Source organism: Micromonospora sp. ALFpr18c (genome assembly GCF_008868155.1).
In the GTDB taxonomy this organism is placed as follows: Bacteria; Actinomycetota; Actinomycetes; order Mycobacteriales; family Micromonosporaceae; genus Micromonospora.
Map to the genome: position 1 here is coordinate 1 of NZ_WBKR01000171.1, position 14,085 is coordinate 14,085.

Here is a 14,085-nt window from a genome sequence, read left to right on the forward strand (position 1 = left end):
CCGCACCCGCCCGCCCCCGTACCGCCCGGGCAGCTCCGTCGCGCGTGGACTCGTGCCATTGTTAGCGGCCGAGGGCCTCCACCACGTCGCCCACGACGACGACGGCGGGCGGGCGCAGCTCGGCGGCGACCAGGTCGGCGGCGACTGTGCCGAGTGTCGAGCGCAGCACCCGCTGGGCACCCGTCGTGGCCTCCTGGACGACGGCGGCCAGTGTGCCCGGCGGCCGGCCGTGCGCGATCAGCGTCTCGGTGATGGCCGCGAGGTTCTTCAGCCCCATGAGGATCACCAGCGTCCCGCGCAGACCCGCGAGGGCGTCCCAGCGCACCAGCGAGGCCGGCGAGTCGGGTGCCAGGTGCCCGGAGACCACGGTGAACTCGTGCGCCACCCCCCGATGGGTGACCGGGATCCCGGCTGCGGCCGGGGCGGCGATCGAGCTGGTCACCCCCGGCACGACGGTCACCGGCACACCGGCCTCCGCGCACGCCAGCAGCTCCTCGCCGCCCCGCCCGAAGACGTACGGGTCACCGCCCTTGAGCCGGACCACGAAGGCACCCGCCAGGGCACGGTCGACCAGGATCTGGTTGATCTCCTCCTGCGCGCGGGACGGGCCGTAGGGAATCTTCGAGGCGTCCACCAGCTCGACGTCGGGGCGCAGCTCGTCCAGGAGCAGCCCGGGGACCAGCCGGTCGGCGACCACCACGTCGGCCTCGGTGAGCAGCCGCCAACCCTTCACCGTGATCAGTTCCGGGTCGCCCGGGCCGGCCCCGACCAGTGCCACCCGCCCGGACCGCCGCCCCCGGGTCGCCTCGGTCGTGCCGGTCGCCTCGGTCGCGCCGCGCGTCCGGGCGGCACCCTCGGGCACGAGGCGGGCGGCGAGCAGGTCACGGATCGCGTCGCGGACGGTCATCGCCCGTCGGGGATCCCCGCCGCCGAGCACGGCCACGGTGACCGGACCGTGTCGGGTCACCGCCGGAGTCCAGGCCGTGGCGGCCGTCCGGTCGTCGGCCCGGACGCAGAAGATCCGCCGTCCGGCGGCGGCGACGCTCACCGACTCGGCGGCGGCCGGATCGTCGATCGCCACCTGGACCAGCCACGCCCCGTCCAGATCCTCGGGCGTGAACCGGCGTGGCGCCCAGCGCAGCCGGTCGGCATTCACGTGGGCGCGCAGCGCCGGGGTCAGCTCCGGCGCCACCAGCAGGACGTCCGCGCCGGCGTCCAGCAACGCCGGCACGCGGCGGGTGGCGACCGCGCCGCCGCCCACCACGACCACCCGCCGCCCATCGAGGCGCAGGCCCAGGGGGTACGGACTGGTGCTCACACCGCACCACCGAGCCGGACGCGCGCGATCACTTCTCGGCCACCCCGGCGGAGTCGAAGGTGGCCACCTCGTGCAGCACCCGGACGGCGCCGGTGACCACGGGCAGCGCCAGCAGCGCGCCGGTGCCCTCGCCGAGACGCAACCCCAGGTCGATCAGCGGGTCGAGGCCCAGGTGCCGCAGCGCCACCGTGGCGCCCGGCTCGGCCGAGCGGTGACCGGCGACCATGGCACCGACCGCGTCCGGGGCGAACGCCGCGGCGGCGAGCGCGGCGGACACCGCGATCACGCCGTCGAGCAGCACCGGTGTGCGGCGGGCCGCGGCGCCCAGGATCAGCCCGGCCAGCGCGGCGTGCTCCAGGCCACCGACGGCGGCCAGCACGCCCAGCGGGTCGGCCGGGTCGGGCGTGTGCCGGGCCAGCGCGGCCCGCACCACGGCCACCTTGTGCGCGTACGTCGGGTCGTCGACCCCGGTGCCCCGGCCGGTGGCGTCGAGCGGGTCGGCGCCGGTGAAGGCGGCGATCAGCGCGGCGGCCGGGGTGGTGTTGCCGATGCCCATGTCACCGGTGAGCAGGATGCGGGCGCCGGCGTCGATCAGCTCGTCGGCGATCCGGATACCGGTCTGCACCGCCGCCAGCGCCTCGTCCCGGGTCAGCGCGGCGGTCACCGCGAGGTCCCGGGTACCCCGGCGGACCGACGCGACGACCAGCCGGGGCACCGCCGGGTCGAGCACGGCCGAATCGGGCCCGGCCGCGTCGAGCCCGGCACGATCGGGCCCGGCCGCGTCGGAGGGCAGCGGGTGGGCCACGCCGACGTCGACGACGGTGACCGAGGCGCCGGCCTGCCGGGCGAACGCGTTGACGACCGCCCCGCCGGCCAGGAAGTTGCCGATCATCTGCCCGGTGACCTCCTGCGGCCACGGGGACACCCCCTGGGCGTGCACACCGTGGTCACCCGCGAAGATCGCCACCGCGGCCGGCTCGGGCAGCGGCGGCGGGCAGGCCCCGGCGAGCCCGGCGAGGCGTACCGACAGGTCCTCCAGCAGGCCCAGCGATCCCGCCGGCTTGGTCAGCCGGCCGTGCAGCTCACGGGCGGCCGCCATGGCCGACTCGTCCGCGGGCCGGATCGCCGCGATCGTGGTCTCCAACATCATGCCTCCATGATCTCGCGCAGCACCTCGATGAACGCGTCGATGGTGTTTCGGTCGCGTACCGCCACCCGCAGCCAGTCCGGGCCGAGCCCGGGGAACGTGTCGCCCCGGCGCACCGCCCAGCCCCGCTCACGCAGGGCGGCGCGTACCCAGCTCGCGCCGGTCAGGTGCAGCAGCACGAACGCGCTGGCCGGGCGGCCGACGACGCGTACACCGGGCAGGTCGGCCAGGCGCGCGACCAGGTGGTCGCGGTCGGCGGCGAGGTCGGCGGCGATCGCGCGTTCGGCCTGGACCGCGACGGGGCTGGCGCAGGCCGACGCGGCGGCCAGCGCCGGCGTGGAGACGGCCCACAGGGGTTGGACGGCGGCCAGCCGGGCCAGCAGGTCGGGCGCGCCGAGCAGGTAGCCGATCCGCAGGCCGGCCAGGCCCCAGGTCTTGGTGAGGCTGCGCAGCACGAGCAGCCCGGGCAGGTCGCGCCGCTCGGCCAGCGACTCCGGCTCGCCGGTGTGGCCGGGGGCGGTGGTGGTGTCGGCGAACGCCTCGTCGACCACCAGCACCCGGCCGGGGCGGGCCAGCGCGGCCACGGTCCGCGCCGGATGCAGCACGGAGGTGGGGTTCGTCGGGTTGCCGATCATGACCAGGTCGGCGTCGTCGGGCACCAGGCCCGGGTCGAGACGGAAGTCCTCGGCGGGGTCCAGCAGCACCCGCTCGACCGGGTGTCCGGCGGCCCGCAGGGCCGCCTCCGGCTCGGTGAACTGGGGATGCACCACGACCGGGCGGCGGACCCCGCGCAGGGCTTGGGCGATCAGCACGAAACCCTCGGCGGCGCCGGCGGTGAGCAGTACCTCGTCCGGGTGACGCCGGTGCCGGGCGGCGACCGCGGTCCGGGCCGGTGTCGGGTCCGGGTAACGGGCCAGGTCGGTGAGGGTGGCGGTGATCGGGTCGGCGAGCCAGTCCGGCAGTGGGGCCCGGCGGACGTTGACGGCGAGGTCGATCAGGCCGGCGGTCGCCTCCGCGTCGCCGTGGTGCGCGAGGTCCGGCTCGGCCCCGGCGGTCGGGGCCGCTGTGCGCGGCTGATCAGACATGTCCGCGATCCTGCCGGGAAGGCGGCCGGTGGGACAGCCGATCTCGACGTAAGCCGCGTCACCACTCGCGGGTTTATGAGTTCTTCTCATGCACGAATCGGAAATGTCATAACTTGACCCTGTGAGCAACCGACCCCTTGCTGCCGCTGGTCGACTCGTCCCTCTCCTCCGCGCCGGGCTCATCGCCGGAATCGTGATCGCCGCCGCCGCGTACCCGCTGGTCGCCGTCACCGGTCTCGGCGCGAAGGCCACCGCGCACGCCGTGGAGCAGAAGACCAAGCTGCTGACCACCGCCCTGCCCGCCGAGACCTCGTACCTCTACGCCCCCGACGGCAAGACGGTGCTGACCATGTTCTACGAGGAGTACCGGCAGTACACCAAGCTGTCGGACATGTCGCCGAACATCCAGCAGGCGATCGTGGCCGCCGAGGACTCCCGCTTCTACCAACACCACGGCGTCGACCCGAAGGGCGTGGCCCGCGCCTTCGTCGCGAACGCCCACTCCAGCGGCGTGTCCCAGGGCGCCTCCACGCTGACCATGCAGTACGTCCGGATGGCCCTGCGGGACAGCGCGACCACGCCGAAGGAGGTCCAGGAGGCCACCCAGCAGACCAGCCTGCGCAAGGTCAAGGAAATGCGGATGGCGCTGGACCTGGAGAAGGAGATGAGCAAGGAAGACATCATGGAGCGGTACCTGAACTCCGCGTACTTCGGTCACCGCGCGTACGGCATCTACGCCGCCAGCGAGATCTTCTTCTCCAAGACCCCCAAGGACCTCACCCCGGTCGAGGCGGCCACCCTCGCCGGGCTGGTCAAGTCCCCGTCCGAGTACGACCCGGCCGACTCCGACCAGAAGGAGGCCACCGGGCGGCGCAACTACGTCCTGGACCGGATGAGCCAGCTCGGCTACCTCTCCCCCGACTCCGCCGCCGCGGCCAAGTCCGAGCCGATCCGGCTGAAGCTGACCAACCCGCCCAACGACTGCGCCGCGATCCCGCAGAAGTTCAACAGCTGGGGCTTCGCCTGCGACTACCTGAAGAACTGGTGGAGCGCGCAGCCCGCGTTCGGGGCGAACCGGTTGGAACGGATCGACAAGCTGCGCCGTGGCGGCTACCGGATCGTGCTCAGCATCGACCCGAAGGTCCAGGACGCGGCGGAGAAGAACGTCGGCACCAAGGAGAACACCGGCAGCCCCTTCGCCAACGGCATCGTGGTCTCCGAACCCGGCACCGGACGGGTGAAGGCCATGGCGGTCAACCGCACCTACTCGCTCGACCTGGCCGAGAACCCGCAGAGTTCCAACCCCGAGGCGGGGCCGAACGTGAAGGCCAACTATCCGAACACGGTTGCGCCGCTGCTCGGCGGCGGTGACCTGCCCGGCTACCAGGCCGGATCGACGTTCAAGATGTTCCCGATGCTGGCCGCACTGGACTCCGGGATGACACTCTCCACGTCCTTCAACGCCCCGTACCGCTACAAGTCGTCCGTGTACGACGGCTGGGCGCCCTCCAACGCCAGCGGCGCGATGACCGGCGAGCAGACCATGTGGTCCGGCTTCGGCAAATCGGTCAACACGTACTTCGTGTGGCTGGAGGAGAAGGTCGGCGCGGACCGGGCCGTCCGACTGGCCGAACAACTCGGGCTGCGCTGGCGCACCGACGTCGACCGGGAACAGGCGTCCCCGGGCAAGGCGAAGAAGTGGGGCGCGTTCACCCTGGGCGTCTCCGACGCCACTCCGCTGGAGATGGCCAACGCGTACGCCGCCGTCGCGGCCGACGGCCGCTACTGCGAGGCGATCCCGGTGCAGGCGATCATGAACCGGGACGGCACCCCGGCCACGTACGACACACCCGGTGGCATCCACCGCGAGGTGGCCAAGCCCCGCTGCCGGCAGGTGGTCAGCGCGGACGCCGCCCGGGCGGCCACCGACGCGGCCCGCTGCCCCACCGGGGACCGGCCGGCACGCGGCGGCTGCGGCGGCTGGTCCACCGCCGACAGCGTCCGGGGTACGGTCGGCCGCCCGGTCGCCGGCAAGACCGGCACCACCGACAGCACCCGCTCGGCCTGGTTCGTCGGCTACACCCCGGAACTGGCGGCGGCGAGCTTCATCTCCGACCCGGACAACCCGTTCAACGCGGTCGGTGACGGACAGTCCCAGATCCCGATCAAGGCGGTCTCGGAGACCCTGCGCGACGGGCTGAAGGGACAACCCACCCGCCAGTTCACACCGCCCTCGGACGCCATCGTCGGGTGACCGTCGCTCAGCGCAGGTCGGCGGCCACGAACGACCAGAGTTCCAGGTCCACCCGGCCGCCGCCGACGAAACCCGCGTTGCGCAGCAGACCCTCGTAGCTGAACCCGGCCTTCTCGGCGACCCGGCGCGAGGCCAGGTTGCCGGGGGCCACCCGCAGCTCCACGCGCTGGAAACCGTGCTCCAAAATCAACGCGATGGCCACCGCGTCCACCGCCTCGGCGGCCAGCCCGAAACCACGCGCGTGCGGTGCCATCGCGTAGGACACCTCGGTGGCGCGGGCACCCCAGTCGGTGCGCCTCGTCCACAGCGAGCCCACCACCTGGTCGTCCTCACGACGCAGCACCGTGTAGTGGTCACCGTCGCCGCTGTCGCGCCGCTGCCGGGCCAGATCCGTGCACCAGGCGTGCCCGTCGATCGGGCCGGAGTCGTCGGCCAACGGCAGCCACCGCCGGGTCAGCTTGTCCGCGAAGATCTCCCCGGCCGCCGCCGCGTCCGCGGCGACGACCCGCCGCACCTCCGTACGAGGGGTGGAGACGGTCAACGCCGGGAAGCGGCGCACCGCCACCTGACCGATCACGCCGGCACCCCACCGGGCTGCGCGGGCACCACCTCATCCGCGGGCTCGGTCGCCGCGGCGGCGACCAACCGGGCCGCGGTCGCCGGATGACCGGCCCAGTGCAGGGTGAGCTGCGAGGCGTGCACGTTGCGCCACACGAACCCCTCCGGCGTGCCGCCGTCCCAACTCCAGGCCGGACGCTGACCGGCGCGCGGCGTCAGCACCGCCCGGTGCTCCTTGTGCCCCACCAGGACCGTGCCGGCCGCGGCGACCACGCTGTCCGTCTGGGCCGTCGCCTCCCGGTAGCCCACCACCAGGCCGTCCCGGCTGACACCGACCGCGTCGAGCACACCGCACATCGGCAGCCCGTCCAACTCCCGCGCCAGCCACAGCAGGCCGGCGCCCTCGGCGATCACCGGCCGCCCGGTACGCGCCAACTCGGCCACCGCGATGCAGAGCCGCCGGTTGGCCGACAACTGCTCGGCGTACGCCTCGGGCAGCGCGCCACCGACGACCAGCGCGCGGGTGCCCACCGGCAGCGCCTCGTCGCGCAGCGGATCGATCGTGACCACCTCGGCGCCGGCGGCCCGCAGCAGCTCGGCGGTCTCCGGCTGGCTGAAGCTGCCGCCCGGCCCACCGGCGAGCGCCACCAGCGGACGCGCAGCCGGGACGGCCAACGCGCCCAGCGCCTCCTGCGGCGACCAGGCCGGCGCCGGCAGCGGCGGGGCCGAGCGGGCCAGCCCGAGCAGCCGTTCCAGATCGACCGTGGCGGCGACCGCCTCACCCAGCCGGCGGACCGCGCGGACGGCGTCCGCGGACCCGTCGACCACCGGCGCCACGCCGTGCCGCCGAGACGGCAGCACCGCCGGCAGGTCCTGACGGCGCAGCGCCCCATAGACGGGCACACCCACGTCGTCGAGCGCCTCCCGCAGCATCCCCTCGTGCCGGGACGACGCGACCCGGTTGAGGATCACCCCGCCCAACCAGAGCTGCTCGTCGTACGAGCGGAACCCGTGCACCAGGGCGGCCACCGACTGGCCCATCGCGGCCACGTCGACCACCAGCACCACCGGGCTGCGCAGCGCGGTGGCCGCGGCGGCCGTGGACTCCTGCTCGGGGCGGCCACCGACCGAGTCGTACAGGCCCATGCTGCCCTGCACCACGGCGAGCCCGGCACCCGCCGCGCCGTGCGCGACCAGCGGGGCGAGACGGTCGACACCGACCAGCCGGGGATCGATCACCCGGCCGGGCCGACCGGCGGCGAGGCCCAGGTAGGCGGCGTCGACGTGATCCGGGCCGAGCTTGAACCCGGCGACGTCGACACCCCGCTCGGCCAGGGCGGCGAGCAGCCCGATCGCCAGCGCGTTCTTACCGTGCCCGGAGGACGGCGCGCTGAGCACCAGGCGCGGCACGACGGTCATCATCGACTCCTCGCGGGCGGCGGCGGGTACGCGACGGGCGACCGGGGGGTCGATCCGTCGGCGTGACGATACCCGCCCGCCCCGACGCGCGAGCACCGCCAACGGGGGCCGCGCGCACCGTCCCGGCCCGGTCGCGGACAGTGGTCCCGGTCATACGAGTAGCCTCGGTGCCGTGTACCGGTTCCTGCTGAGCCCACGCTGGCTGGGCGCCCTCGCGCTGACCCTGGTCGCCGCCGCCGTCATGGTGTTCCTCGGCAACTGGCAGCTGGACCGCTACCGGGGGCGTACCGAGGTCAACGAGCGGATCGACGCCGGCCAGCGGATGGCTGCGGTGCCACTGGCCGACCCGCTGGGCGCACCCACCGGCGGCGCGGGCAGGGCCGGCCCGGCTCCCGCCAAGGAGAAGGTCTGGACCCGGGTCACCGTCACCGGCCGGTACGACCCGACGAACACGGTGCTGGTGCGGGGCCGGACGGTGGACAGCCGGGTGGGCTTCGAGGTGCTCACTCCGCTGGTGCTCGCCGACGGCTCGGCGCTGCTGGTGGACCGGGGTTGGATTCCGCCGGCACCGGGCGGCGCGACCGCCCAGCCGCCGGTGCCCGCCGCGCCCACCGGCGACGTGACGGTGGTGGGTCGGGTGCACGAGACGGAGAGCGGCGCCGGCGCGGTCAGCCGGCGCGACGGGCGGCTGGAAACCCGCCGCATCGCCGTGCCGCGCCTCGCCGGCGAGCTGCCCTACCCGGTGTACGGCGCGTACCTGCTGCTGGACGAGCAGACGCCGGCCGCCGACCCGACGTTCAAGGCGGTGCCGGTCGGGCACGCCAACAACTGGCAGAACTTCGGCTACGTCGTGCAGTGGTGGCTCTTCGCCGTGATGGCGCTGTTCGGCTACGGCTGGGTGGCACGCCGGGAGGCCCGCCGGGCCGCCGGCATCGGTGCCGAGAGCAAGCCGCTGGACCGGGCCGCCGAGCCGACCCCCAGCGCGTCCGCCTGATCGCGCCCGGTCAGCCGGTCACCCGGCCGGCGTGGATGGCGCGGACCGCGTCGATGGTGTCCGCCTCGGCGGCGGACTTGTCGTCGCGGTAGCGCACCACCCGGGCGAACCGCAGCGCCATCCCACCCGGATAGCGGGAACTTGTCTGCACCCCGTCGAAGGCGATCTCCACCACCTGCTCGGGCCGGACCCGGACCACCCAGTCGCCGCGCTCCACGGCGAGGTCGAGGAAACGCTCGGTCTGCCAGCGCAGCAGCTCGTCGGTGAGCCCCTTGAACGTCTTGCCGAGCATCACGAAGTCACCGGTGCGCGGGTCGCGGGCACCCAGATGCAGGTTGGACAGCCACCCCTTGCGCCGACCGCTGCCCCACTCGACGGCGAGCACCACCAGGTCGATAGTGTGCCGAGGCTTGACCTTGACCCAGGCCGCGCCGCGCCGGCCCGCGTCGTAGGGGGCGTCCGGCGCCTTGACCACCACGCCCTCCTGGCCGGCGTCGAGCGCGGCGGCGAACGCGGCGCCGGCCTGTTCCGGGCCGTCGACCTCCATCCGCCCGACCAGCAGCGACGAGTCGACCGCGCCGGCGAGCGCGGCCCACCGCTCCCGGCCGGGCAGGTCGATCAGATCCTGGCCGTCGAGGTGCAGCAGATCGAAGAAGTACGGAGTGAGCACCGTCGCGCCGGTGCTGGCGGCCGCCGCGAGCACCGCCGGGGCGACCGGAGTGCCACCGGTGGTGCTGGGCGTGGTGCGCCGGGCGGCCCGGCTGGAGGTCTGCTGGAACGGCAACGGGCGGCCGGTCTGGTCCAGGCCGATCGCCTCGCCGTCGAGCACCAACTCCCGGCCGGGCAGGGCACGGACGGCGGCGACCACCTCGGGCACCCGGGTGGTGATCTCGTCGAGGCTGCGGGTGAAGACGGCGATGTCGGCACCGGAGCGGTGCACCTGGATGCGGATGCCGTCGAGCTTCACGTCGACGACCGCCGGCGTGCCGGTCGCGGCGAGCGCCTCGTCGACCGAGGGGGCGCTCTGCGCGAGCATCGGCGCCAGCGGCCGGCCGACCTGCAGGCCGAACCCGGCCAGCTCGGCGGCGCCACCGGAGAGCGCGGCCACCGCCACCGCGCGCAGGTCGCCGGCGAGCAGCAGGGCTCGACGCACCGTCGCCACCGGGACGTCGGCGGCTCGGGCCACCGCGTCGGCGAGCAGCCCGGCCTGGGCGCCCTGACGCAGCTCACCGCTGAACAGGCCGGTGAGCAGACGCTGCTCATCGGCGGTCGCCGCCGCGTACAGGGCACCGAGCAGTGCCCGACGCCGAGCCTGCGAGCCCGAGCCGTGCACCGCGGCGATCTGCGCGATGGACGCGTCGACGGCGGCCACCGTCAACGTCGGCTCGGCCGCCGGAGGCGGCAGGTCACGCAGGCTCGCGTAGCCCACCCCGGTCTGCCGCTGACGCAGCTCACCGGCGAGATAGCCGGCGCCGGGCTCCACCTCGGCCGGGTCGAGCCGGCGCAACGCGTCAGCCAGCAACTCCACCTTGGCCCGACGGCCGTTGGTGGCGGCGACGGCGGCGGAGGTGGCTGCCAGGTCAAGGAACCGCACGACGTTCATCCTGCCAGTCACCTCCGACACCGCCCGGGCATTGCCGTGCCCGGGCGGTGTCGGCGCGGTGCCGCCGCCCCCACGAGGGCGGCGGGATCAGGCGGAGACGGGTTCCTCGATGCGCAGCCCTCGGGCGCGAACCTCGCCGGCGACCCGGGCGAGCACCGAGTCGAGGGCGACCAGGGCGGCGGAGAGATCACCGAGCTGTTCGTTGAGCGTGTCCTCGGACCACGCGGAGACATCGACGTCCCCCAGCGCGCTGACGGCGGCCCCCAACCGGGCCATCACCTCGTTCGTACTCATGTTCGAAAGGCTATAACAACCCGGCCTGCGACACGCCGAAAACCCCTGATCAGGGTCGAAAGATGTCTAGATCCCCGCCTCGGCGACCTTGCCCAGCAACAGCGCCTCGGCGAGGCAGACCCGGGCGAACTCCCCCAGGTGCAGACTCTCGTTCGGGCCGTGCGCGCGGGCGTGCGGGTCCTCCACACCGGTCACCAGGATCGCCGCCTTCGGGAACATCTCCTGAAACGTCGCGATGAACGGGATCGAACCGCCGATGCCGATGTCCACCGGATCGGTGCCGTCCCAGGCGGCACGGAACGCCGAGCGCGCGGCGTCGAACATCGGCCCGGACGCGTCGATCACGCACGGGTTGCCGTCGTGCTCCAGGCTGACAGTCACCTGAGCACCCCACGGCGCGTGCGTCTCCAGGTGGGCGCGCACCGCCGCGTACGCCCGCTTGGGGTCGTCACCCGGAGCGAGACGGATGCTGAGCTTCGCCTTCGCGGCCGGGACCAGCGCGTTCGGCGCCTCGCCGGTGGGCGGCGCGTCGATGCCGAGCACCGCCACCGCGGGCTTGGTCCAGAGCCGGTCGGTGATCCGGCCGGTGCCGATGAACCGCACACCCTCGGCCAGACCGGCCTCGGTCCGGATCCGGTCCTCGGGGTAGTCGACGGTGGCGCCCTCGCGGCCCACCAGCCCCTCCACCGCCACGTCACCGGCGTCGTCGTGCAGCGTCGCCAGCAGGCGGACCAGCGCGGTGAGCGCGTCCGGGACGGCACCGCCGAACATGCCGCTGTGCACCGCGTGGTCCAACGTGCGGACCTCGACGAAACAGTTGACCACGCCGCGCAGCGAGGTGGTCAACGCCGGCACGCCGATGTCCCAGTTGCCGGAGTCGGCGATCACGATGACGTCCGAGGTGATCTCGTCGCGGTGCTCGGCGAGCAGCCGCTCCAGCGAGTCGGAGCCGAACTCCTCCTCGCCCTCGATGAACAGCACCACACCGACCGGCAGCGCATCCCCGTACGCCCGCAGGGCCGCGACATGCGCCATGACGCCGGCCTTGTCGTCGGCCGCGCCCCGCGCGTAGAGCCGACCGTCGCGCTCCACCGGCTCGAACGGGTCGGACTCCCACAGCGACCGGTCGCCGACCGGCTGCACGTCGTGGTGGGCGTAGAGCAGCACGGTGGGCGCGCCGGGCGGAGCCGCCCGACGGCCGATCACCGCGGGCTGGCCGCCGGAACGTACGATCTTGACGTCCAGGCCGCAGCCGCGCAGCAGCTCGGCGACCGCCTCGGCGGAGCGTTCCACGTGCGAGTGGTCGAAACCGTCAAAGGCGATGCCGGGGATGCGGACGAGGCGTTCCAGGTCGGCCCGTACGCCGGGCATCTCCCGCTCGACGGCGGCCCGCACCTCGGACTCGGACATGATCGGTGAGGTCATGACCGGCATCGTATGCCGGCCTTACCCGGGCGTGCCGGCCGAGCCCGTACCGTCACCGCCGGAACCCGCCCGCGCGCCCGGCGCGGCCCGGCCGGCCCGCTGCGCGCGACCGGCGGCCTCGGTGGCGGCATCCATCCAGGCACGTGCCCGGCCGGCGGTGCCGCCCACCCACTCGCCGACGTCGCTCGCACCGTCGCCGAGGCGACGCAGCAACCCGACCAGCGGATCGGTGGACCGGCTGAACTCCTCCCGGTACGACTCGGCGGCGGCCTTGATCTCCTCCGAAACGCTGGTCGAGGCGTCGTCGTCGCGGCGCGGATAGTCCCCGGCCAGCACCCGCCCGTACGCCCCGGAGTCGATCCACTGCCGCAGCTGCGCCGCCCGCGCCACCGGCACCGGGTGCGTGCTCCACGCCGTCATCCGGATCTTGTGCAGGCTGTCGCGCAGGTCGCCACCGCCGGCGTACTCGACGGCCTGCTCCAGGAACGCGGTCGTGTCGATCTGCGACAGGTCACCGCCACCGGCGAGCTTCATCAACAGCCGCAGCGCGGCCGCCGGGTCCTGCCCGGCGAGCAGGCCCGCCCGGTCGGCCGACAGCTCCGCCTTGCGCCACCACTCCAGCATCGCCGCGATGATCGCCCGCAACGCGAACGCCCCGACCGGCAACCAGCTCAGGTTGGCCGCCCAACGGGTGAGGATCATGAGCATGGTCTTGTAGACCGCGTGCCCGCTGCCCACGTGCCCCAACTCGTGGCCGAGCAGGCAGCGCAGCTCATCCTCATCGAGCTGCTGCACGCAGGCGGAGTTCAGCACGATGAACGGCCGGTCCAGACCGACCGCCTCGGCGCCCAGCCAGGGCGACTGCGTCACGTACAACTCGGGCAGCTCCGCCACGTCGAGCGCCGCCGCGGCCTCGGTGTAGCGCTGCCACACCGCCGGATACTGCCGGTGGTCCACCCGGATGCCGGACGCCAGCACGGACAGCCGGAAACCCCGCTCGTTCCACATTCCGAAGAACGCCCGCACCACGTCGTCGAACCCGCGCAGCTCGCGCAACGCGACGAGCGCGCCCCGGTCGGCCGGATGCTCCCAGGCCCGAGAGCTGATGCCGGTGAGGGTGATCCGGCGTCGCGCTGGCGCGTCCGCTGCCGTCATGGTGGGCTCCCCGTTCGCCGTAGCTCCTCGCATCGTGCCCCAGCCGGTGGCCGACGTCCATGCCCCGCTCAGCGGACCCGCACGTAGTACCGGCTCCCGTCCAGGGGCAGGGTCGGCGCCCCGTCGACCACCAGGTCGACCCGGGCGGCCGTGTCGTCGGCGGCGAAATGCGCCCGCTCCCCGACGTGCCAACGGCGCAACTCGGGCAGGATCTCCGGGCCGTCCCGCTCGACCGCCCGCGCCAGCCGCAACGACGCGGGCGCCGTGACGAACACGGCCAGCGTCACCTCCGGCGCCACGATCCGACGGGCCGCGCTGACCCCCTCCACCACCAGCACCGGCGCCACCGGCACCGGCACCGGCCGGGGCAGAAACCGTCGCCGCACCCAGCTGTAGCGTCGGTAGGCACCGGGTTTCCCCTCGCGCAGCGGAGCGAGCACCTCCTCGTCCAGCCGCGACCAGAAGCTGAACTGGTCGTCCCAACCGTCGAGCAGGTCGTCGGTGTGCACCACCGGAGGCCGGCCGCCGCCGGGTAACGCCGCCAGGGCGTCCGCGAGGTGCGCGGCGAACCGGCTCTTACCCGCGCCACTCGGCCCGTCGACCGCCACCAGCCGGGTCCGCCCCAACCGCGCCGGGCCCGCGAGCACCCGACGCGCCACCTCGGCGTACGCCTCGACGACCGCCACGGGACGCACCTCGTGACCGGCTAGCCCTGCATTCCGCACGTGGCTGATTGTCAACACCACTCGAGTGGGTCGATGTCGAGGAGTTCGAGGAGATGGAGTTGTAGGGGTGTGGGTTGAGGGATGGTGTGTGGGTTGCCGCTGGTCGCG

11 protein-coding genes and 2 pseudogenes are annotated in these 14,085 nt (G+C 74.0%); 2 read left to right on the forward strand and 11 right to left on the reverse strand.

Features of this window, described 5'->3' with window-relative positions; all coding sequences use genetic code 11:
* Positions 1–61: 61 nt before the first annotated feature.
* From cobA to cobC, 4 genes and pseudogenes are all read right to left on the reverse strand, one after another.
* Positions 62–790: pseudogene (cobA, locus tag F8271_RS34240) on the reverse strand (uroporphyrinogen-III C-methyltransferase); the annotation flags it as partial.
* Positions 791–861: 71 nt separating this feature from the next.
* A pseudogene (locus F8271_RS34245) lies at positions 862–1,318 on the reverse strand (NAD(P)-dependent oxidoreductase); the annotation flags it as partial.
* A gap of 28 nt (positions 1,319–1,346) precedes the next feature.
* Positions 1,347–2,465 carry a nicotinate-nucleotide--dimethylbenzimidazole phosphoribosyltransferase gene (gene cobT / locus F8271_RS24440; protein WP_151492182.1) on the reverse strand — a complete coding sequence of 373 codons (1,119 nt, stop codon included), beginning with the start codon at positions 2,463–2,465 and terminating at the stop codon, positions 1,347–1,349.
* Complete coding sequence (gene cobC / locus F8271_RS24445; protein WP_151492173.1) at positions 2,465–3,550, reverse strand: Rv2231c family pyridoxal phosphate-dependent protein CobC; 1,086 nt, start codon at positions 3,548–3,550, stop codon at positions 2,465–2,467. The genes cobT and cobC overlap by 1 nt, the downstream gene beginning before the upstream one ends.
* A 121-nt stretch (positions 3,551–3,671) precedes the next feature.
* Here cobC and F8271_RS24450 point away from each other — a divergent pair, with 121 nt between their 5' ends.
* Positions 3,672–5,804, forward strand: coding sequence for a transglycosylase domain-containing protein (locus tag F8271_RS24450; protein WP_151492174.1), 2,133 nt, complete (start codon positions 3,672–3,674; stop codon positions 5,802–5,804).
* 7 nt (positions 5,805–5,811) lie between these two features.
* On the opposite strand, the gene F8271_RS24455 is transcribed toward F8271_RS24450, so the two are convergent.
* Together F8271_RS24455 and F8271_RS24460 are read right to left on the reverse strand one after the other, a co-directional pair.
* Positions 5,812–6,381 (reverse strand): GNAT family N-acetyltransferase, encoded by a 570-nt coding sequence (locus tag F8271_RS24455; protein WP_151492175.1) that lies wholly within the window; start codon positions 6,379–6,381, stop codon positions 5,812–5,814.
* Positions 6,378–7,781 (reverse strand): cobyrinate a,c-diamide synthase, encoded by a 1,404-nt coding sequence (locus F8271_RS24460; protein WP_151492176.1) that lies wholly within the window; start codon positions 7,779–7,781, stop codon positions 6,378–6,380. The genes F8271_RS24455 and F8271_RS24460 overlap by 4 nt, the downstream gene beginning before the upstream one ends.
* Before the next feature lie 172 nt (positions 7,782–7,953).
* Between F8271_RS24460 and F8271_RS24465 the strand changes: the two genes are divergently transcribed.
* Positions 7,954–8,775: an SURF1 family protein gene (locus F8271_RS24465; RefSeq protein ID WP_151492177.1), complete on the forward strand. Its 822-nt coding sequence runs from the start codon at positions 7,954–7,956 to the stop codon at positions 8,773–8,775.
* A gap of 10 nt (positions 8,776–8,785) precedes the next feature.
* On the opposite strand, the gene F8271_RS24470 is transcribed toward F8271_RS24465, so the two are convergent.
* The 5 genes from F8271_RS24470 to F8271_RS24490 form a co-directional block, all read right to left on the reverse strand.
* Entirely contained in the window at positions 8,786–10,378 is a 1,593-nt protein-coding gene (locus F8271_RS24470; protein ID WP_225854729.1) for an ATP-dependent DNA ligase, read from the reverse strand.
* A gap of 87 nt (positions 10,379–10,465) precedes the next feature.
* On the reverse strand, positions 10,466–10,672 hold the full coding sequence (locus tag F8271_RS24475) for a hypothetical protein (protein WP_139585616.1): 207 nt from the start codon (positions 10,670–10,672) through the stop codon (positions 10,466–10,468).
* A 66-nt stretch (positions 10,673–10,738) separates the two neighbouring features.
* Positions 10,739–12,082: a dipeptidase gene (locus F8271_RS24480; protein ID WP_192580438.1), complete on the reverse strand. Its 1,344-nt coding sequence runs from the start codon at positions 12,080–12,082 to the stop codon at positions 10,739–10,741.
* A gap of 36 nt (positions 12,083–12,118) precedes the next feature.
* Positions 12,119–13,252 (reverse strand): M48 family metallopeptidase, encoded by a 1,134-nt coding sequence (locus F8271_RS24485; protein WP_151492180.1) that lies wholly within the window; start codon positions 13,250–13,252, stop codon positions 12,119–12,121.
* A gap of 68 nt (positions 13,253–13,320) precedes the next feature.
* On the reverse strand, positions 13,321–13,998 hold the full coding sequence (locus F8271_RS24490; protein ID WP_151492181.1) for a uridine kinase: 678 nt from the start codon (positions 13,996–13,998) through the stop codon (positions 13,321–13,323).
* Between the last annotated feature and the right edge of the window lie 87 nt (positions 13,999–14,085).